This window comes from Nakamurella flava (assembly GCF_005298075.1).
Taxonomy (GTDB): Bacteria; Actinomycetota; Actinomycetes; order Mycobacteriales; family Nakamurellaceae; genus Nakamurella; species Nakamurella flava.
The window spans coordinates 911,394-932,004 of sequence record NZ_SZZH01000001.1 but is presented as its reverse complement, the minus strand read 5'-3'; the positions used below and the strand labels follow the sequence as shown (position 1 = coordinate 932,004).

Sequence of the window (20,611 nt, the reverse complement as noted above, 5' to 3'; positions counted from 1 at the left end):
CAGGGAAGCCGGGGTCGTCGCCCGAGGTCTATGACAAAAGGCCGGGGTAGTCGCGGAGGAAGGGCATGATCGCCCGCGTGAGATCTGCTGGAGTGCTGAACGGCAGACCGTGCGGGCCATCGGTCACGGTGGCGACGCGCCCGTCACCGACCACCGCGCAGATGGTCCGCGCCCACCACGGGGAGACCAGCAGGTCCCGGTCCCCGCGTACCACCAGGGTGGGTTGCCGGACGCGGCCGAGGGTGCGGATTGGATCGGTCTCCAGCGAGGCCCGTAGGGTGCGCCACATGCGGATGGGGCCGGCTCGGAGGTAGTCGACGACGGCGACCGGCAGGAGCTTCGGGGACTCGCGGGGCCCGTCGAGCAGGAGTCGCAAGGCCTTCTTCCAGGGGGTGTTGATGAGCGGGTCGCGGCTCGGGCTGACCAGGACCAGGGCGGTGACCCGGTCCGGATGACGACCGGCGGCATGCACGGCCACCTGCGAGCCCAGCGAATGTCCGACGAGCACGGCTGACGGCAAACCGACCCTGTCCATCCAATCGACCAGTGCGTCGGCCAGGGCGGGGACGTCGAGGACGTCAGCCGGCCGTGTGCTCCGGCCGTTGCCGGGCAGTTCGGGAAGGACCACCCGGAAGTCCCGGGCCAGCAGGCGGGCGGTCGGCAGTAGCGACCGGGCGGACATGCCCAGCCCGTGGACCATGACCACCGTGGGACGCCCTTCCGGCGCTCCCGCTTCCGGGCTCACGGTCACCGCATGGACCGTCCACGATCCGACCGGCGTCCGGCTGGCCTGCTCAGTGATCATCTGTCCCCCGACGTGGCCTCTCGATCACGCCGAACACTAGAGCCTGACCTCTTCGCACCGTCGCCCGCCGCACCCCTCACTGCGACCTGGCCAGAGCGTGCGCAACGAACCGCACGTCGCGTCAGCGATCTTCCCGCTGGGAACAATGGCTCGGTGCCCGAAGGACATACCCTCTTCCGCCTCGCTCGTGAGCAGGACGCCGCCTTCGCCGGGCGGGAGGTGCGCGTCTCCAGCCCGCAGGGCCGGTTCGCCCGCGAGGCCGCCCTGATCGACGGCCGGGTCCTGGACGACGTCACCTCCTACGGCAAGCACCTGTTCGCGCACTTCGGCGCGGACACCGTGCACGTGCACCTGGGCCTGTACGGCAAGTACACGACGGGTACCGGTGAGCCGCCGGAGCCGCGGGGTGCGCTGCGCATGCGCTGGGAGGGTCCTGGTGAGGACGGTGCGGGGGTGTGGACCGACCTGCGCGGGGCGACCGCCTGCGAGTTGCTGGACGACGGTGAGGTGCAGAGCATCCTCGACCGGCTCGGCCCGGACCCGTTGCGCGCCAAGCGCGGCGCCGCGGGGCGGGCCGATTCGGAGCGGGCGTTCGCCCGGATCTCCCGGTCCCGGACGTCGATCGGGGCGCTGTTGATGGATCAGTCCGTGCTGGCCGGTATCGGCAACGTCTACCGGGCGGAAGTGCTGTTCCGGCAAAGGATCTCGCCGTTCCGGCCGGGCAAGGCGATCACCGTCGACGAGTGGGAACCGCTATGGGAGGACACCGTCACGCTGATGAAGGCGGGTGTGCGGGCCGGGCGGATCGTGACCACCCGCCCCGAGGACCGGGCGCGTCGCACCGGCCAGGCCCGGCGACTGGACGCCCATTACGTCTACCGCCGGGCCGGGTTGCCTTGCCGGATCTGTGGCACTGCGGTGCGGACCGAGGTGATGGTGGCGCGGAACCTGTTCTGGTGTCCGTCGTGTCAGGCCGACTGACGGTGGCCGGGCGGCGGGGCGCCACCCGACCACCGTGGTTCGGGTCGGTCGTCCGTCAGGAGATGCGGGCGCCGATCGTGGACGGCACGGTGGCCGAGTAGTTCCGTTCGTTGGACGTACCGGACGGCGAGTAGTCGTACTCGTGGACGTCGGTCGTGTAGACGCTGGCGAACCGCTGGCAGACGACCGACTGGCCGGGTCCGAGTTCGATGGAACCGGCGGCCTCGGTGCTCGCCGATGCCGACGCCGTCACCGAAACCGACGCCGAAACGCCCGCGGTGGCCTTGACGGCGCCGACGATCTGTCCGGAGACCTCACCCGAGATCGTCGCGGTGGCCGATAGTTCGGCGGTGGCCGCCTGTCCGAACGAACAGGTCATGGTCGCGGTGTAGGGCGAGTTGTTCTGCAGTGGAACGGTGTCGAGAATGATCTCGCCGCTCACCACGTTCGTCGTGTCGACGCAGTGGCCGGAGTAGCTGCTGCCCTGGCAGTCCGCGGCGGCGGACGCGGTACCGGGCAGGGCGACGGCGGCGCCGAGAGCGATGCCTAGGGCGCCGATTCCGGCAGCGATGCGGGTCTTGATGTTCGTCATGCGGGGGTCCTCCTCATTGGATCGGGACACGCAACTGACGGAAGACGCTACCCCTCGCTGTGATCTTGTCGAGATGTTGCTGTGACCTTTTCGTGACCTCACCCAGCCGGGCGACCCTCGGTTCACGCACCGTTGCCAGTAGTCGCGACATGTCGCGCGAACCGGACACGGATCCGGGCGAAGGGTTCCCGCGCGGGCCCGGCAACCGCGCTCAGCACGTGAGCGTCGGCTGGCCTTGCGGCCCCACGCGCACGATCGGCCGAGCACTCGCATCGCCGCGAAGGTCTCAAATGCGACTTCGTCTTGGAACTCCGTAGGCACGGGGCAGCAGGCCAGTGCCATGAGGTCGGCCATCCGTCCCGATCACGCCGAATGGTCTTCTCTCCCACTCCAAGCTATAGCGCACCCCCGGTCTTGCGGCAAGACCCCGGGTCGGTCGCACACTCGTCAGCCGTAGGTGCCCACCTGGGGAAACTCCTCGGGAGTGCGCCGGTCTGGAGCTGCCGACGTGTCATCGACCCATCCGCCGACCGACCCCCGCGCCACCGTGTTCGCGTTGCCGGCCTGCCGGTCGGCCAAGGCCGCCGCGGTCCTGGTCGCGGAGGACGAACGGTTCTTCACCGAGCTGCGGGAGTGCCTGGCCGCCGAGATGGCCGCCGTGGACAGCCGTCTGGCGACCACCCGGCGGGAGGCCGGCCAACAGGGCCGGGATGTGCTGGACAGAGAGGGCCCGGTGGCGATGGAACGCGACCAGGAGATCCACCGGCTCACCGCCCGGCACCGGGACCTGCAGCGCTACGGCCTCGACCTGTGCCTGGGCCGCGTCATCCCGCTCGGTGGCGGTGCGCCGCGGTACATCGGCCGTCGCGGCGTCTCGACCGCTGACGGCCGCACCCTGCTGGTCGACTGGCGCTCCCCCGGCGCCGAGCCCTTCTTCGCCGCCACCCACGGCGATCCGCGTGGTCTGCGCAGTCGTCGTCGCTATCACTGGACGGCCGGGCGCATCACTGACTACTGGGACGAGGTGTTCGACCGGGAGTTGCTGGACTCGGCCTCCGGTCAGCAGGCAGAACAGGCTGCCTTTGATGATCAATCGGCATTCTTGGCCAGCCTCGGCGCAAGCCGGACCGACAAGATGCGGGACGTGCTGGGCACCATCGCCGCCGACCAGGACGCGATCATCCGGGCCGACTCCGCCGGCGCGCTGGTCGTCGACGGTGGACCCGGCACCGGCAAGACGGTGGTCGCCCTGCACCGCACCGCATACCTGCTCTACGCCGATCCCCGCCTGGGGCACCGCCGGGGTGGCGTGCTGTTCATCGGCCCGCACCGCCAGTACCTGTCCTACGTCGGTGACGTCCTGCCCAGTCTCGGGGAGGAAGGGGTGCTGACCACGACCCTGCGCGACCTCGTCCCCGAGGGCGTCCGCGCGCAGGCCGAGACCGACCCGCAGGTGGCCCGCTGGAAGGGGGACGCCGACGTGAGCGCCATCGTGGACGCGGCGGTGCGATTCCACGAGGACCCGCCCACCGACGACCTGGTGATCGAGACCGACTGGCGGGACCACGTCGTCACCGCTGCCGACTGGGCCGCCGCCTCCGCGGCTGTCCGAGAGACCGGGGTGCCGCACAACGAGGCTCGGGAACCGATCCTCAACGAGATCGTCGACATCCTCTTACCGAAGGACGATGTCGACGGCGGGGACGTGGAGGTCGGCGAGCAGCGGCGAGCTCTCCGTCGGCACCGGGACCTGCGCGCGACGCTGCACCGCGCCTGGCCGATGATCGAAGCCACCGACCTGATCGGCGACCTGTGGACCGTTCGGGCCTACCTGCGGCGCTGCGCCCCCGACTGGGACAACGCTCGTGTCGACGCCCTGCAGCGACGGGAACCGACCGCATGGACGGTCGCCGACCTGCCGTGGCTGGACGCGGCCTGCCGCCGCCTCGGCGACAGTCAGATCGCGGACCGGCGTCGACGACGAGCCGCGGACGAACAATCGCGCGAACGAGCGATGAGCGATGTGGTCGACCATCTGATGGCGTCGGACGACACGGAACTGCAGGTGATGTCGATGTTCCGGATCGACGACATGCGTGCGGCGCTCATCGAGGACGACCCCGACGACAGCCCGCGGGACCGGTTCGCCGGGCCCTTCGCCCACGTCGTCGTCGACGAGGCCCAGGAACTCACCCGCGCCGAGTGGCAGATGCTGCTGGCCCGCTGCCCCAGTCAGAGTTTCACCATCGCCGGTGACCGGGCGCAATCGCGGGTCGACACCGATGGCCCGTGGACCCACCGGCTGACGGCGGCCGGGTTCCGACAGGTCCGGGAACACACCCTGACCATCAACTACCGCACCCCGGAGGAAGTGATGGAGATGGCCGCCCCGGTCATCCTCGCCGCCGTCCCGGATGCGACCGTCCCCGTGTCCGTCCGCCGCAGTGGGCGGCCGGTCCACTGCGCTCGGCTGGCTGAGCTCGACCAGGTCGTCCGGGACTGGCTGCGCGAGAACGACGACGGGGTGGCCTGTGTCATCGGTGCGGCCGACTACTCACCACCTTCGACCCGGGTGCGGTCGCTCGACCCGCTCACCGTCAAGGGCCTGGAGTTCGATCTCGTCGTCCTGGTCGATCCCGACGAGCCACTGGTCGCCGACCCCGAGCATCACCGGGCCCGGGCCGTCGACCGGTACGTCGCCATGACCCGCTCGACCGGTGAGCTGGTGATGGTGAGCCGCTAGACGTGCTCGTCGGCGGCCGAGGAGAGGCCGGACGAGGAAGAACTCGACAGTCGCGTCGGATGGGCGACCCGAGAGTGAACGCCACACTCGGACTGGTCAAGGCTTCGAGGAACATGCGCGACGGAGCCGGTCGGTCCTGCGCCGTCGACCGGCGCCGGTCAGGCCTGGGTCCGCGCCCCGATCATGGCTGCCTACAGTGACCGGGTGGTCGGGACGAGGTGGAGTGTCGAGCAGGTGATGGCGGCTGCGCCGGACTCGGCCGCGCAGGTCGCCGGCCGGCGGCTGGCCACCCCCGGGCCGTGGTCGTCGGTGGGGTCGGCCGAGGGGCTGGTGTGGGGTCAGTGCCAGGGCAGCGGACGCACCCCCTACGAAGTCACTGTCGACACCGCCGGCCGCCGCTACCAGTGTTCGTGCCCATCCCGGAAGTTCCCCTGCAAGCACGCCCTCGGTCTGCTGTTCCTGTGGGCGGCGGGTGCGATCGGTGAGTCCGGTGAGATCACCGCCAGGGCGGCGGCTTTCGCTGCCGGCGCGCGGACCAAGGCCGCTGCTGCCACGGACGCCCCGCCCGAACGCACCGCGGCGCAGCTGGCCGCCACCGCCGACCGCGCCGCCGAACGGGAGCGCCGGGTCGACGACGGCCTGGCCGAGCTGGACCGCTGGCTGGCCGATCAGGTCGCCGCCGGCCTGGCCCGGGTGGCTGCCGATCCGTGGGCATGGGCCGAACCGACCGCCGCCCGGATGGTGGACGCCCAGGCCCCGGGGGTGGCGGCGTGGCTGCGGCGGCTCCCGCCGTTGGTCAGCGCCGGCGGCCCCGACTGGCCGGCCCGGCTGCTGGACGAACTGGCCCTGCTGCACCTGCTGAACCGGGGGTGGGCCGGCCGATCCGATCTACCGCCCGACCTGGTCGACACCGTCCGCGAACACATCGGTTTCACGGTGCCCAAGGCCGACGTCCTGGCCCGACCGGCGGAGCGGGACACCTGGACGGTCGTCGCCCTGCGCGACCTCGACAGTGAGACCGTCAGCACCCGCCGGGTGTGGTTGCACGGACGGGACCGGGGCCGTTGGGCGCAGGTGCTGTTCTTCACCACGGGCAACGCCGCCCCCGACACCTCACTGATCCCGGGCACCGTCATCGACGCCGACCTGCACTTCTATCCCGGGCGGGCCGGCCTGCGCGCCGCCGTCGGCGCCGTGCACACCGACCCCGTGCCCGTGACCGGGTGGCGACCGCCGGTGGACACCGTCGAGGAGGCGGCTACCCGGTGGACCACCGCGCTGGCGGCCGACCCCTGGCAACGGCAGATCGCCGTCGTCATCCGTGGCCGGGTGGACCCGCTGCCCGCCGGATGGGTGCTCACCGACCCCACCGGCCGGACGGTCACCCTCGTCGGTGAGGACCTCGAACTGTGGCGACTGTTCGCGATGACCGCCGGCACCGTCGTCGACATCGCCGGGGAATGGAACCCCGACGGTCTCCGGCCCGCCGCCGTGACCCGCGACGGTGCCATCACCCGGCTGGGAGCGGTCTGGTGACCGGCGATCTCGTCGTCGCCGCCACGGTCGGCACCGCCCGTCGCGGACTCGACCTCGACCGACTCCCCGACGAACTGCGCCCGGCCGGGCCGGCCGACGAGCCGGCGGTCGCGCTCCTCGATGCCGCCGCCCTGTCGGCCGTCGCCCGACGGTGCACCCCCCGACCGTCGTCCCCAGCGGATCCGTCCGCGGCGGCTACCGCCCCCGCGGAGACCCGGCCCGAGATACCGGACGCCGTCCGCCAGGAACTGGTCCGCATGCGCACACACGAGGCGGTTCTCGTCGAAGCCATCACCGCGATCGACCGGGCCGGGCTGCGACTGCCGCCCGACCTGGTCCCGGTGCTGCTGGACGACCCGCGCACGGCCGTGCGGTCGGCCGCGGCCGGGCCGGTCGGCGGAGCGATCGGTGGCCTGCTGACGGTCCTGAACCCGCGCTGGGCCGCGGCCGGCGGCCCCGATCCGGACGACCCGCGGGTCTGGGACGACGGCACGTTGCTCGATCGCACCCGCTGGCTGCGGGCCCGCCGCCGCGTCGATCCGGACGGAGCTCGGGCGCTGCTGGCGGACGGTTTCACCCGGGAACCGGCGGCGAGCCGGGTGGAGCTGCTGGCCGCCCTGTCCGTCAACCTCGGCCCGGCCGACCAGGACCTGCTGCTGGCCGCGGTCGGCGACCGGAGCCGCGCCGTCGTCATGGCCGCGCTCGATCTGCTCACCCGGATCCCGCAGTCGCCGCTCCGCCGCGACATGCAGACCCTGGCCGCCCGGCACCTCGTGGTGCGCCGTCGGCTGCTGCGCCCGCCGGTGATCACCCTGACCGACCCGACGCCCCAGGAGTTCGCCCCCTGGCCGGCCCCCGACCACGACCCGTGGACCACGGTCCTGAGCCGCATCGACCCCGTCGACTGGCCGACCGTCTTCGGCGCCGATCTCCTGCCGCTGGTCGGCGCGCCCGAACTACGGCCGCTGCGCCCCGGTTTCCGGCGCGCCGCCGTGACCTTCCGCCACGCCGACCTGGCCTTCGTCCTGGTCCGCCAGCAACTCGACGTCGCCGCGGACGCCGGGCCCACCCCCGTCGTCGATGCCGGCCTGTGGGCGGTCCTGGCCCCGGACGCGCTGACGGCCTGTTTCGAACGGCTGCTGGCCGACCCGCGGGTGCGGCCCGGCCATCTCAGCCCGCTGCTGGACGCGCTCGAGCGGCCCTGGCCGATCGGGGTGAGCCGCCGGCTGGGCCCCTGGCTCGCCACCTCCGGCGCCGTCGGCATCCCGGCCGCGCGACCACTGTGGGACGCCTGGGCCGAACGCACCGCCCTCGCCGACTGCCCCGAGATCGCCGGCCTGGCCCGGCAGATCATCGAGCGCGCGTCCGGTGAGAACGCCAGCGCCCTGGTCTCCCGCGCCTCCCCCGCCGTCCGAATCCTCACCCTGCGGGCCGTCCTGCACGGTGCGCTCCCCCGCCCGGAAGGTTCTCGATGACCGACGCAGTGACCGACGCAGTGACCGATGCCCCCACCATCCTGCGGCCCCACGCCGAGCAGCAGTTCGCCACTGAACTGACAGCGCTGGCGGCCGTGGATGACCGGCCCCGCCCGGAGAGCTGGCGTCTGTCACCGTGGGCGGTGGTCACCTACCTGCTGGGTGGGACCGCCGGCGACACGGTCATCAGTCCCAAGTACGTCGGGTCGCGGCGGCTGATGGAAGTGGCTGTGGCCACCGTCGCCACCGATCGTGCCCTGCTGTTACTCGGTGTGCCGGGGACCGCGAAATCGTGGGTGTCCGAGCATCTGGCCGCGGCCATCAGTGGGGACTCCACGCTGCTCATCCAGGGCACCGCCGGCACCGGTGAGGAGTCGATCCGGTACGGGTGGAACTACGCGCGACTGCTCGCCGAGGGCCCGAGCGAGGCCGCGCTGGTCCCGTCGCCCGTGCTCACCGCGATGCGGACCGGCGCCATCGCCCGCATCGAGGAACTGACCCGGATGCCGTCGGACGTGCAGGACGCGTTGATCACGGTGCTCAGCGAGAAGACGCTGCCCATCCCGGAGATCGGGACCGAGGTGGCCGCCCGCCGGGGGTTCAACGTCATCGCCACCGCCAACGACCGCGACCGCGGGGTCAACGACCTGTCCGCGGCGCTACGGCGCCGCTTCAACACCGTGGTGCTCCCGCTGCCGGCCGGCATCGAGGAGGAAGTCGGCAGCGTCGCCACCCGGGTCGCCGAACTGGGCCGCACCCTGGACCTGCCCACCACGGAGGCGAGCGACGAGATCCGCCGCGTGGTCACCGTTTTCCGCGAGCTCCGCGCAGGGGTGACCACCGACGGTCGGACCGCGCTGAAGGTGCCGAGCGGCAGCCTGTCCACCGCGGAGGCGATCTCGGTCGTCACCGGCGGCTGGGCGTTGGCCGCCCACTTCGGTGACGGGGTGCTGCGCGCCGCCGACGTCGCCGGCGGCATCACGGGCGCGGTCGTCAAGGACCCCGTCGCCGACCGGGTCGCCTGGACCGAGTACCTGGAGACCGTGGTCCGGCAGCGCAGCGACTGGCGCGACTTCTACCGGGCCTGCCGGCAGGTCATCGAGTGAGCACCACCCGGGTGTTCGGGGTGCGGCACCACGGTCCCGGGTCGGCCCGCGCCGTCCGCGCCGCCCTGGAGCGGTACTCCCCGGACCGTCTGCTCATCGAGGGGCCTCCGGAGGCCGACGCGCTGGTCGGCCTCGTCGCCGAACCGGAGCTCCGGCCGCCCGTCGCCGTGCTCGCCTACCGCAACGACGACCCGGCGGCGGCCGCGTTCTGGCCGTTCGCTGTGTTCTCACCAGAGTGGCAGGCCCTGCACTGGGCCGTCGAGCGCGACGTGCCGGTCTCGTTCATGGATCTGCCGGCGGCCCTGGTCCTCGGCCGCCCCAAGGACGACGACCCCGCTGAGCAGGCGCCCACCGAGCCGCATACCGACACGGACACGGACACGGACACGGAAGCCGAGGCGGCGACGGACACCGATGACGCGGCGACGCGGCTGCGGACCGACCCGATCGCGTTGCTGGCCGGCGCCGCCGGACACGACGACCCGGAACGCTGGTGGGAGGACGTCGTCGAGAACCGTTCCCCGGATGACCCTCTCGATTCCTTCGACGCCGTCACCGAGGCGATGACCGCCGTCCGCACCGCCCATCCCGAGCACGACGAGCGCACCCTGCAGCGCGAGGCGCAGATGCGCAAACAGCTGCGGGCCGCCGTCAAGGCCGGGGCCGAGCGGGTCGCGGTGGTCTGCGGCGCCTGGCATGCCCCCGCACTGGCCGGCACGCTACCCGGCAAACCCCCCACGGCGACCGCCGACAACGCCGTCCTGCGGCAGCTGACCGCCACGACCCAGGCGGCGAAGGTGACCGCGACCTGGGTGCCTTGGACCCACTCCCGGCTGGCTTCCTCGTCCGGATACGGCGCCGGCGTGGATTCCCCCGGCTGGTACGGGCACCTGTTCACCGCCACCGACCACCCGTTGGAACACTGGCTGTCTGCGACCGCGCGGGTACTGCGAGACCACGACCTTCCCACTTCCACGGCGAACGTCATCGAGGCCGTCCGCCTGGCCCGCACCTTGGCCGCCGTGCGCGAGCGACCCGAACCGGGACTGACCGAGGTGCTCGACGCCACCCGGGCCGTGCTGTGCGACGGCAGCGATCTGTCCCTCGGGTTCGTCGTGCGCGAGGCGGTCGTCGGCGAACAGCTGGGCAGTGTGCCCGACGCCGCGCCGACCGTCCCGCTCACCGCGGACGTCCGGGCCACCGCCCGGTCGTTGCGCATCAAGTTCGACCCCAAGCCCCGGGAGGTGGTGCTGGACCTGCGCACCCGCAACGACCGGCGCCGCTCGCAGCTGTGGTGGCGGCTGCGGATCCTGCGGGTCGACTGGGCCCGCCCAGAACAGGTGACGGGCACCGGCACGTTCAAGGAGGGCTGGACCGTCGCCTGGCGACCGGAGCTGGAGGTCCGCCTGGTCGAGGCGTCCCTGTGGGGCACCACGGTGGCGTCCGCCGCCGGCCACCGCCTGGTCGATGGCGCGGACAGCCTGGCCGGCTGCGCCAGCGCCATCGCCGATGCCATCACCGCCGAACTCCCCGATGTCCTGGGGGATCTGACCGGTCGGCTGGACCGTTTCGCCGCCGCGAGCGCGGACATCACCGGCCTGCTGCAGGCCCTGCCCGCGCTGGTCCGGGCTCAGCGGTACGGGTCGGTCCGCGGGGTGGACACCGGGGCGCTGGCCGATGTCGCGCAGGCCGTGCTGACCCGCCTGTGCGCCGGACTGCCGGCGGCGATCGGCGGACTGAACGACGACGCCGCCCGGGACCTGCGACCCCACCTGGAGGCCGCACACGAGGCCGTGCCGCTGCTGCCGGCCGGCGCCGCCCGCGATGGGTGGTACGGCGCGCTCGCCGAAGCCGCCGACCGCCGGGACCTGCCGGCTCTGCTGGGTGGTCGCCTGGTCCGCCTGCTCATGGACGCCGATCGGATGGACCGGCAAGCCGCGGCCGACCGGCTGCACGCCGCCCTGTCCGTCGGCCGCGACACCACCGATAAGGCATGGTGGGTGGAGGGTTTCACCGCCGGCGGTGCGCTGCTGCTCATCCACGACCGGGCGTTGCTGTCCGTGCTGGACCGCTGGGTGGCCGGCCTGGACGCCGACGAGTTCCTGCTCGTGGCGCCGCTGCTGCGTCGGGGGTTCGGCCAGTTCGAACCGGCCGAACGGGGCAACCTGCTCACCGCCGCCCGTGCTCTGGGCGGTTCCGACTCGGCCCGGGTGGCCGATCCAGGCGCGCTCGCCGGGGTTGACCTGCGGGTCGCGGCCCCGGTGCTCGCCACCGCCCGGCTTCTCCTGGGCGAGGTGCGCGGCCGATGACCGACGAGACCGAACGGATGCGACGGTGGCGGCTGCTCGTCGGGCCGCCCGCGGACGATGCGGACAGCGGCGTCTCGCTGTCCGCCGATGACCGTCGGGTGGACGGTGCGTTGGGTGCGGTCTACGACCGGACCGGACCGGGCGGTACCGGCGGCGGCAAGCGCAGCGCCGGCCTGGGTTCCTCCGCGCCGCGGGTGGTCGGTTGGCTCGAAGACATCCGCACCTACTTCCCGTCCTCGGTGGTGCAGGTGCTGCAGCGGGATGCGGTGGAGCGGCTGCAACTGCACCAGTTGTTGCTCGAACCGGAACTGCTCGAGGCGGTGGAACCGGATGTCGAACTGGTGGCGACCATCATGGGGCTGAGCCGGTTGCTGCCGGAGACGTCCCGGGCCACCGCCCGGTTGGTGGTCGGTCGGGTGGTGCGGCAGATCGAGGAGCGGCTGGCCGAGCGGACCCGCTCGTCGATCCGCGGGGCGCTGCAACGGTCGTCCCGTAGCCGCCGGCCCCGCCGGACCGCCGACATCGACTGGCCGCGGACGATTGCCGCCAACCTGCGGCACTGGATCCCGGAACGGCGAACGGTCGTCCCGGAGCGGTTGATCGGTTACGGGCGGCGTGAGAACCAGGTGCAGCGGCACGTCGTCGTCGCCATCGACCAATCCGGTTCCATGGCCGAGTCGGTCGTGTACGCCGCGGTTTTCGGCGCGGTGCTGGCCTCGCTGAAGTCGTTGCGGACGTCGCTGGTCGTCTTCGACACCCGCGTCGTGGACCTCACCGACCAGCTGACCGACCCGGTGGATGTGCTGTTCGGGGTGCAACTCGGTGGTGGCACCGACATCAACAAGGCCGTCGCGCACTGCCAGGAGCTCATCACCGCTCCGAACGACAGCATCTTCGTGCTGATCTCCGACCTGTACGAGGGCGGTATCCACGGCGAGCTCATCCGCCGGATGAACGCGATGAAACTGGCCGGCGTGCAGGTCGTGGCCCTGTTGGCGCTCTCCGACAACGGCGCGCCCGCCTACGACCGGGACCATGCCGCCGCTCTGGAAGCCATCGGGGTGCCGGCGTTCGCCTGCACCCCGGACGCCTTCCCCGATCTCCTGGCGTGCGCGATCGAGAGCGGCGAGGTCGCGGCCTGGGCCCATCGCTACCGCGCCGAACGCGCCTGAGCGCGCCGGGGTGCGGCACACTCCGCCGGTGCCCACCGACGACCCGTCCGGCGATCTGCCGGTCACCGACCGGCTCGTCGTGCCCGCGGCGATGCTCGACTGGCGGTTCAGCCGCTCCTCCGGACCCGGCGGCCAGGGCGTCAACACCGCGGACAGCCGGGCCGAGCTGTCGGTGCGGGTGCTGGAGATCCCGGGACTGACCGGCCTCCAGCGGGCTCGGCTGGCCGAGCGGCTCGGTCCGCGGCTGGTCGACGGCGTCCTGACGATCGCGGCCAGCGAATTCCGTCAGCAGCTGCGCAACCGGGAAGCGGCCCGCGCCCGGCTGGCCACGGCGATCCGGCAGGCGATCGCCTTGCCCGCCCCGCCGCGCAGGAGGACCAGGCCCACGCGCGGGTCGCAGGAACGACGGATCAGCGCCAAGAAGCAGCGGGGACAACTGAAGAAGCAGCGCGGTGGGCGGCTCCCCGACGACTGATCGAGTCACCGGTCCGCGGCGGTGGCGCGGACGCCGGTGTCGGCGGATGCCCGGTCGGTCAGCAGTCGGCGCACGATGCCCAGCGGAGCCCACTGCGTATGGCCGCGTCGGGTCACCACGAAGGCCCGTTGCACCACGTCCGGATCGTGCAGCGGGAGCAGTCTGACGCCGGGGGTCGGCGGCCAGGCCTGTGGCAGCAGGCCGACACCCTGCCCGCCGGTGATGAGATCGACGACCAGCTCGAGACTGTCGGCCCGATGGGCGATGAGCGGCGTGAAACCGGCCAGCGAACCCAGCAGACGCAGCACGGTCTCGTCGGCGGTGTCCCGGGAGTTGACGATGCACAACCGCTCTCGGAGGCGGCCCAACACTTCGGGGGCGGTCAGACCCTCGGCGTCCGCCCCGCACCGGCCGATCCCCGGATCGTCCGGGACCCCCATCGACCACGACGCCGTCCAGAGCGGCAGCACCTCGAGGGACTCGTCCAGCACCCGGGGCGCGACCGTGAAGTCGTAGACCAGGGCCAGGTCGACGGCGCCGGCGGCCAACAGGTCAAGCGCCTCCGGTGGCTCGTGTTCCCGGACCCGCAGGGTGATCCTCGGATGGTCGCGGGACAGGTCGCGGATGGCCGGCAGCAGGGCCCGGCGGATGGCGGTGGCGAACCCGGCGACCCGGACGGTGCCCGCCGGGTCGCCGGGCTGCAGGTCGGCCCGCGCGGTGTCGATCGCGGCGAGGATCGTCGCGGCGTGGTCGGCCAGTCGGCGGCCGGCCGGCGTCAACCGCACCCGACGACCGTCCGGCTCGATGAGCGCGAGCCCGACGTCCTTGGCCAACGCGGCGATCTGCTGGGAGACGGTCGAGGTGGTCACGCCGAGTTCGTCGGCGACCAGTTGCATGGAGCCGAGCCGGGCCAGCTCACGTAGTAGCCGCAACCGGCGGGGGTCCACCCGCCCAGTATGGACCACTCATCATCCACAGTGAACAGTTTGTTCGAGATCGCCACGTGGACGTGAACGGTCGACGGCTGGTCTGATCGGGTACGTGAACCTCGCACCCGCCCGCCAGGGCGTCGTCCTGGCCGTCGCCTCGATGGCCCTGATCCAGTTGGGTCTGGCCGCGTCCGTCGGACTGTTCGACCGCCTGGGAGCCGAGGGCGCCGCCTGGCTCCGGCTGGCCTGGGCCGGCGTGCTCCTGCTGGTCTTCGTTCGCCCTCGCCGGTCCTGGTACACCCGCTCCGACCTGCTGACCTGCGTCGTGCTGGGAGTCGTCACCGCCGCACTGACCATGCTCTTCATGGCGGCGGCCAGTCGGCTACCGCTCGGGACGGCCAGCGCTCTGGAGTTCCTCGGCCCACTGTTGGTGGCCGCCTGGCGGGGACGCGGTCCGGCCCGGATCTGGGTGCTGCCAGCCGCGGCCGGGGTGCTGCTGCTGACCGAACCCTGGCGGGGCACCACCGACGCGGTCGGCGTCCTGTACGCGCTGGGCGCGGCGGCCTGCTGGGCGGCCTACATCCTGCTCACCCAGCGCGTCGGCGACCGGGTCAGCGGAATCCGCGGACTCGCCGTCTCGATGCCCGTGGCGGGTGTCGTCGCGACGCTGGTCGCCGGACCCGTGACGCTCCCGCGCCTCACCCCGGAGCTGCTGGTCATCGGGATCGGCCTCGCACTGCTGGTGCCGGTCGTTCCGTTCGCCCTCGAGATGCTGGCCCTGCGCCGGTTGACCGCAGCCGCATTCGGCACGCTCATGAGCCTCGAACCGGCGCTGGCCCTGGTGATCGGGCTGGTGCTGCTCGGTCAGGTGCCCGGGGTGCTCCCGGCGGTCGGGCTGCTGTGCGTCGTCGTTGCCGGGATCGGCGCGGAACGCAGCGGCAGCCGGACCGACCCGGGAGCCCCGGTCAGCGAACCCACGGCGGTCCAGCCGGTCAGGCCGCCGCCACCGGCGCCTGGTCCAGCAGCTGCTGCAGCACGGCCGGGTCCTGCATTTCCATCCACGCGATGACGTCCTGGTAGGTCGCGCAGTAGGTGTCGGGCTTGCCGCAGTAGTCGGTCATGAACCGCAGCGTGGGCTCGTTGAACGAGTTCCCGTTCCAGTTGTTGAAGTGGTTCGCGATCAGCAGCGGCGCCCGGTTCCCGCTCAGCGCCTCGTCGTACAGGTGCGTGTACGTGTCGTACACGATCTGCCGCAACTGCGGCGCGGTCTCCGGCTGGTTCTCCCCCTTGTTGAACTTGATCCACATGTTGTAGTCCATCAACATGACCGACCCCTCGAAGGCCGGCGAGTAGACGAACGGCATGTAGAACTCCCAGATCCCGTCGACCTTCTGCGGCCAGTACACGCCCTTGGCCGGGGCCGGCATGGACGAGTCGTAGGTCAGGCCGTGCTCCTTCCAGGCCGGGACGAGGGTGGGCAGGGTGCCTTCCAGGCACTGCGTGCGGCCGCCCTTGATGGCATCGGCCGGCACGTTCAGCGTGGGCAGGTTCGCTCCCGGGTTGTTGGCCTGGTAGTTCTCCAGGAACCCGAAGAACTGGTCCAGCTCGTTCGACCAGTCCGCGGTCGTCCAGTTGTTGCCGCTCGGCTCGGACCCGGCGCAGAAGTGGCCGTTGTAGTGGGTGCCGATCTCGTGGCCGGCGGCGTAGGCGGCGTTGAGGTCGCCGATCAAGGTGGCGATCTCGTCGGTGGTGCCGCCGAAACCGACGGACGACTTCCCGGGCGAGTGACCGGGGCCGGTGTACTTGCTCTTGTTCTCGTCGGCCAGCAGGTACAGACCGGTCAGGAAGCCGTTGATGCGGGAGTTCGTCGGCTGCGCGGCCGCCATGAACTCCTGCCACTTGGTGTGCGAACCGGCACCGTCGAACGAGAAGATGACGAACTGCGGGGCCTTCTCGCCAGGGGCCAGCTTGGTCATCGGGATGTTGGTGGCGGCCCGACCCTCGATGGTGGGCGGCGGACCGGACGGGCTCGACGAGCCGGCCGGGTCCGAGGAGGACGCCGGGTCGGAGGAGGCCGGGCCACCGCCGACCGTGGTGGTCTGGGTGACCGTCACGTCAGCACCGGCAGCAGCGCCCGGGCCGCCGCTGCTGCCCTGGTAGATGAGGACGCCGGTGGTGGCGGCCAGCACGACGGCCAGCCCGACGAGCAGGTATTTACGCACGGCTGGTTCCTCCGTCCGCGGACGGTGCAGCGCAGAGTGGTGTGGACAGGCGCATGACGCCAGGGCCTTTCGTCGGGAGTGCGGACCACGACGGGTCCGCGCAGGAGGGGTCGAGGCAGCCCGGGCCGGGCTACACGCGCAGCAGACCCGGTGTCGCGCCCCATCCGAGGGTCGAAAGCGGTTGCGGTATCCGCCCCGGCCGGCCGACCGGGATCCGATGCTGATCGGTCCGGGCTGACCGCCGCACCAGGCCCACGGCGACGAGAACGACCACCAGCACCGCGGGCGGCGAGGCGGGAAGCGGAGCCTCGTCACGGCCAGGGATGGGCCGCTCGTCCATGACCGCAGACGGGTCGAGCAGCGCCACGGTCGACACCTCGGCCGGTTCCCCACCGCCACCCGACGGCCCCGTCACGGGCAGCAGGAGCAGGACGGAGACGACGGCGAAAACCGCCACGAGCCAGAGACGACGGCGAACGACACCGGACGGCGTCGAATGGCCCCTCTCGCGCGAAATCTCCGGCTCCCCACCTCGACGGACCCCGGGGTGTCAGCAGGCCCCGGACGGGGAAGAACCCCCGACCGTCATCGTATCGATCCGCCTGGTCACCCCCGGGGACCTGGACGCGGACGGGCCGGTCGCGATCAGTCCGGCAGGCCCATGCGGTCTCGTCGGTAGGCGGTCAACGCCCCGAACAGCGCGGCCCGCAATCCCTCCGCCGCCTCGGCGGTGTCCAGGGTCACCAGGTACCCGCGGCGCCCGGACGTCGGCACCAGAACGTCGACCGGCGCGCCCGCAGCCGCGGCGCCGACCGGTTCGAGGTGACCGAACGGCAGGGTGATCGCGCTCCACTTGGGCCGAAAGCCACCGGTGCTGTGCAGCAGGATCAGGCGCCGGTCGGTGACCAGGGCGGTCACGTTCCCGGCCATCACCTCACGGTCGTCGTCGGATTGCCGGACCCGGCCGGCGGTCGACCGGGACACCACGCTCTCGTCGCCGCCGACGTACTGCGCGGTCGCCGCGCGCTCCCCCTTGGCCGGCTTGGTGCGGCCCAGAACGCGGTCCCAACTGTCCATCCCGGTGGTGGTCACGCTTCATCTTCCCCCGCTCCGGCGTGCGCCACGGCCCTGACAAGCCGATCCGGGAGCCCACGGGGCCGACCCTCCCGCGATACCCGGCGATGCCGGCCCCGGGTCTGGGCCTGACCTGTTCGGTGGGTCTAGGGGCGCGGCTGAGGGAACGTGCCGCGGATCGCAAGCGGGAGGAACAGCGGTGGGCCGACGTCGCCACCGAACGGCCGGAGGAATCGGGGCCGACGACCGGTCAATCTTCCGCCGTGCGGACGGACGGCGAAGCCCGGCACCGATGCGGTGCGGAAGGTGCCCGCCCGGGCTGTTTGGATTGGCCCATGGGCACCATCGATTTCGCCGCGTCCGAGCGGTCCCGGGTCGGTCTCGAGTGGGAGATCGCCTGCGTCGACCGGCGCAGTGGCGAACTCTCCCCCGCCGCCCCCGAACTGCTCGCCCGGCTCGGTGCGGCGGAGGGTTTTCCGCACGTCACCGGCGAGCTGCTCACCAACACCGTCGAGATCGTCAGCGCCCCGCACCACCGCGTCGGCCACGCGGTGGCCGACCTGACCGCCATGGTCGACCGGGTCTACCGGTTCGCCGAGCCGATGGGGGTGCAGCTCATGTCCTCGGGCACCCACCCGTTCAGTCAGTGGTTCGGCCAGCAGGTCACCCCGGGCAACCACCGTTACGACACCCTCATCGACCGGACCCGCTGGTGGGGCCGGCAGATGATGATCTGGGGCGTGCACGTGCACGTCGGTATCGAGGACCGCGACAAGGTGCTGCCGATCATCGACGGACTGCTCACCTACGTCCCGCACTTCCAGGCCCTCAGCGCCTCGAGCCCGTTCTGGTCCGGCGAGACCACCGGCTACGCCTCGAACCGCGCGCTGATGTTCCAGCAGTTGCCGACCGCCGGACTCCCCCCGCAACTGTCGGACTGGACCCAGTACGAGGCGATGGTGGACGACCTGCTGCACACCGGGGTCATCGACGTGTTCAGCGAGCTGCGGTTCGACATCCGCCCGTCCCCGAAGTGGGGCACGATCGAGATCCGTACCTTCGACGGCATCTCGACGGCCAGCGAGATCGGGTCGATCGCCGCGCTCACCCAGTGCCTGGTCGAGTACCTGTCCCGCGAACTGGACGCCGGTCGCGAGATCCCGACCCTGCCCCCGTGGTTCGTCCGGGAGAACAAGTGGCGCGCCGCCCGGTACGGGATGGACGCCATCATCATCCAGAACCGTTCCGGCGACGAGCTTCTTGTCGGTGACGACCTGCGCCGGCTGATCGGCGTGCTGGAACCGGTCGCCGCCGACCTGGACTGCGTGAACGAGCTGCAGGACATCCTGCACATCGTCGAACACGGAGCCAGCTACCAGCGGCAGCTGGCCGTGGCCCGCGCCAACGAGGGCAGCCTCAAGGCCGTCGTCGCCGCGTTGGTCCGGGAACTGCGCGAGGGACACCCGGCGGACTGACCCGCCGGGTCACCCTCGCGCCGGTTCAACGACGCAACGCCCGGGCGGCCAGCGCGTTGCCGAGGAACTGGGCCAGCTGGACCAGCACGATGATGGCCAGCACCGCGATCCAGGTGACCACCCAGTTGAAGCGCTGGTAGCCGTAGGTGATGGCGAAGTTGCCCAGGCCCCCGCCGCCGACCGCGCCGGCCACCGCCGTCATGTCGACCACGGCCACGAAGACGAACGTGTAGCCGAGGATCAGCGGCCCGAGGGCCTCCGGGATGAGCAGGGTGGTGATGATCCGCCACGGACCGGCGCCCATGGCCCGGGCCGCTTCGATCACGCCCGGGTCGATGGTCACCAGGTTCTGCTCGACGATCCGGGAGATGCCGAACGAGGCGGCCAGCGTGAGCGGGAAGATCGCCGCCGCCGTGCCGATCGTCGTCCCCATCGCGGCCAGCGTCAGCGGCCCCACCGCGGTGATGAAGATGATGAACGGGATCGGCCGGACGATGTTGACCAGCACGTTCAGGATGGCGGACGCGGGCCGGTTGGCCAGCAGGCCGCCCCGTCGGGTGGTGTACAGCAGGACGCCGAGCACCAGGCCGAAGAACCCGCCCAGCAGCATGGTGACGGTGACCATCACCAGGGTCTGGACGATGGACGTCGCAAAGACCGGTCCGAGGACGCTCCAGTCCTCGTTCATCCGGTCACCTCCTCCACGGTGGTGACGGTCCGCAGCTCGGCCACCGTCGCGTCGACCGCGGCGTCCGATCCCGACAACGCCAGCGTGATGTTGCCGAACGAGCCGTCCCGCAAGGATGTGATGCCGCCGAAGACGACGTCGAACTCGAGGTCGCTGACCCTGGCCCGGGCGGTCAGCACCCGGCCCAGCTGGTCGCCGGCGGTGACGTCGACCGACACCAGCCGGCCGGGGTAGCTCTGCCGGAGGCGCTCGATGTCCTCGGGTTGCGGACGATCCCGCAGGGCCGATTCCACGAACGCCCGGGTGGTCGCCGCTTTCGGCGCGGAGAACACGTCGTACACGGTGCCCACCTCGATGAGTCGGCCCTTCTCGAGCACGGCGACGCGGTCGGCGATCGCGCGCACCACGTCCATCTCGTGGGTGATGACCACGACGGTGATCCCCAGCTCGGAATTGACCCGGGCCAGGAGCCGGAGCACGTCCTGGGTGGTCTCCGGGTCCAGCGCGCTGGTGGCCTCGTCGGCCAGCAGAATGGCCGGGTTGGTGGCCAGCGCGCGGGCGATGCCGACCCGTTGCTTCTGGCCACCGGAGAGCTGGTCCGGGTAGGCCCAGGCCTTCTCGAGGAGGCCGACGAAATGCAGGAGCTCGGTCACCCGCTCCTTCTGCCTCTCCTTCGACCACCCGGCGACCTTCAGCGGATAGGCGACGTTCCCGAAGACGGTGCGCGAGCGCAGCAGGTTGAACTGCTGGAAGACCATGCCCATGCCGGAGCGGACCGTTCGCAGTTCGCGTTCGGACAACGTGGTGATGTCCGTTCCCTGCACCTGCAGCGAACCCGACGTGACCTTCTCCAGGGCGTTGATCAGCCGCACCAGCGTGCTCTTGCCGGCGCCCGATCCGCCGATGATGGCGAAGATCTCGCCGGCGTCGATGTCGAGCGAGATGGATTGCAGGGCAGTGACAGTTGCCGGACCGGTGCCGAAGGTCTTGCCCACGTCGCGGAACTGGATCAGTGGTGTTGTGGTCATG

The 20,611-nt window shown here is 71.7% G+C and carries 18 protein-coding genes; 10 read left to right on the top strand and 8 right to left on the bottom strand.

Annotated features, from left to right (window positions below; translation table 11 throughout):
• Positions 1–28: 28 nt before the first annotated feature.
• On the bottom strand, positions 29–751 hold the full coding sequence (locus FDO65_RS04195; protein WP_166442022.1) for an alpha/beta fold hydrolase: 723 nt from the start codon (positions 749–751) through the stop codon (positions 29–31).
• Between the two features lie 207 nt (positions 752–958).
• Between FDO65_RS04195 and FDO65_RS04190 the strand changes: the two genes are divergently transcribed.
• Entirely contained in the window at positions 959–1,786 is an 828-nt protein-coding gene (locus FDO65_RS04190) for an Fpg/Nei family DNA glycosylase (protein WP_137448174.1), read from the top strand.
• 55 nt (positions 1,787–1,841) lie between these two features.
• On the opposite strand, the gene FDO65_RS04185 is transcribed toward FDO65_RS04190, so the two are convergent.
• The gene (locus tag FDO65_RS04185) at positions 1,842–2,378 is read right to left on the bottom strand and encodes a hypothetical protein (protein ID WP_137448173.1); all 537 of its coding nucleotides are present in this window, start codon (positions 2,376–2,378) and stop codon (positions 1,842–1,844) included.
• Between the two features lie 508 nt (positions 2,379–2,886).
• Here FDO65_RS04185 and helR point away from each other — a divergent pair.
• The 7 genes from helR (at position 2,887) to arfB (ending at position 13,194) form a co-directional block, all read left to right on the top strand.
• Positions 2,887–5,121 (top strand): RNA polymerase recycling motor ATPase HelR, encoded by a 2,235-nt coding sequence (gene helR / locus FDO65_RS04180; RefSeq protein ID WP_137448172.1) that lies wholly within the window; start codon positions 2,887–2,889, stop codon positions 5,119–5,121.
• Positions 5,122–5,325: 204 nt separating this feature from the next.
• A complete protein-coding gene (locus FDO65_RS04175; RefSeq protein WP_137448171.1) occupies positions 5,326–6,657 on the top strand; it encodes an SWIM zinc finger family protein in 1,332 nt (443 codons plus the stop codon).
• The gene (locus FDO65_RS04170; protein ID WP_137448170.1) at positions 6,654–8,132 is read left to right on the top strand and encodes a DUF5691 domain-containing protein; all 1,479 of its coding nucleotides are present in this window, start codon (positions 6,654–6,656) and stop codon (positions 8,130–8,132) included. Before FDO65_RS04175 ends, FDO65_RS04170 begins: the two co-directional genes overlap by 4 nt.
• Positions 8,129–9,238 carry an ATP-binding protein gene (locus FDO65_RS04165; RefSeq protein ID WP_137448169.1) on the top strand — a complete coding sequence of 370 codons (1,110 nt, stop codon included), beginning with the start codon at positions 8,129–8,131 and terminating at the stop codon, positions 9,236–9,238. Before FDO65_RS04170 ends, FDO65_RS04165 begins: the two co-directional genes overlap by 4 nt.
• Positions 9,235–11,547 (top strand): DUF5682 family protein, encoded by a 2,313-nt coding sequence (locus FDO65_RS04160; RefSeq protein ID WP_166442021.1) that lies wholly within the window; start codon positions 9,235–9,237, stop codon positions 11,545–11,547. Before FDO65_RS04165 ends, FDO65_RS04160 begins: the two co-directional genes overlap by 4 nt.
• Positions 11,544–12,719, top strand: a complete 1,176-nt coding sequence (locus tag FDO65_RS04155) for a VWA domain-containing protein (protein ID WP_137448167.1) — start codon at positions 11,544–11,546, stop codon at positions 12,717–12,719. Before FDO65_RS04160 ends, FDO65_RS04155 begins: the two co-directional genes overlap by 4 nt.
• 28 nt (positions 12,720–12,747) lie before the next feature.
• Positions 12,748–13,194, top strand: a complete 447-nt coding sequence (arfB, locus tag FDO65_RS04150) for an alternative ribosome rescue aminoacyl-tRNA hydrolase ArfB (RefSeq protein WP_137448166.1) — start codon at positions 12,748–12,750, stop codon at positions 13,192–13,194.
• A 5-nt stretch (positions 13,195–13,199) separates the two neighbouring features.
• On the opposite strand, the gene FDO65_RS04145 is transcribed toward arfB, so the two are convergent.
• Entirely contained in the window at positions 13,200–14,141 is a 942-nt protein-coding gene (locus tag FDO65_RS04145) for a LysR family transcriptional regulator (RefSeq protein ID WP_137448165.1), read from the bottom strand.
• A 142-nt stretch (positions 14,142–14,283) separates the two neighbouring features.
• Between FDO65_RS04145 and FDO65_RS04140 the strand changes: the two genes are divergently transcribed.
• The gene (locus FDO65_RS04140) at positions 14,284–15,192 is read left to right on the top strand and encodes an EamA family transporter (protein WP_137449445.1); all 909 of its coding nucleotides are present in this window, start codon (positions 14,284–14,286) and stop codon (positions 15,190–15,192) included.
• On the opposite strand, the gene FDO65_RS04135 is transcribed toward FDO65_RS04140, so the two are convergent.
• The 3 genes from FDO65_RS04135 to FDO65_RS04125 form a co-directional block, all read right to left on the bottom strand.
• Positions 15,116–16,345, bottom strand: coding sequence for a polysaccharide deacetylase family protein (locus FDO65_RS04135; protein ID WP_137448164.1), 1,230 nt, complete (start codon positions 16,343–16,345; stop codon positions 15,116–15,118). The two genes, FDO65_RS04140 and FDO65_RS04135, sit on opposite strands and share 77 nt — an antisense overlap.
• Positions 16,346–16,475: 130 nt before the next feature.
• Positions 16,476–16,802: a hypothetical protein gene (locus tag FDO65_RS04130; protein WP_137448163.1), complete on the bottom strand. Its 327-nt coding sequence runs from the start codon at positions 16,800–16,802 to the stop codon at positions 16,476–16,478.
• Positions 16,803–16,990: 188 nt separating this feature from the next.
• Complete coding sequence (locus FDO65_RS04125; protein ID WP_137448162.1) at positions 16,991–17,437, bottom strand: hypothetical protein; 447 nt, start codon at positions 17,435–17,437, stop codon at positions 16,991–16,993.
• Between the two features lie 317 nt (positions 17,438–17,754).
• On the opposite strand from FDO65_RS04125, the gene FDO65_RS04120 reads away from it, so the two are divergent.
• The gene (locus tag FDO65_RS04120) at positions 17,755–18,894 is read left to right on the top strand and encodes a glutamate--cysteine ligase (RefSeq protein ID WP_137448161.1); all 1,140 of its coding nucleotides are present in this window, start codon (positions 17,755–17,757) and stop codon (positions 18,892–18,894) included.
• 25 nt (positions 18,895–18,919) lie between these two features.
• On the opposite strand, the gene FDO65_RS04115 is transcribed toward FDO65_RS04120, so the two are convergent.
• Both FDO65_RS04115 and FDO65_RS04110 read right to left on the bottom strand, forming a co-directional pair.
• Positions 18,920–19,582 carry a methionine ABC transporter permease gene (locus FDO65_RS04115; RefSeq protein WP_137448160.1) on the bottom strand — a complete coding sequence of 221 codons (663 nt, stop codon included), beginning with the start codon at positions 19,580–19,582 and terminating at the stop codon, positions 18,920–18,922.
• Entirely contained in the window at positions 19,579–20,610 is a 1,032-nt protein-coding gene (locus tag FDO65_RS04110) for a methionine ABC transporter ATP-binding protein (protein ID WP_137448159.1), read from the bottom strand. The genes FDO65_RS04115 and FDO65_RS04110 overlap by 4 nt, the downstream gene beginning before the upstream one ends.
• Position 20,611: the final 1 nt, after the last annotated feature.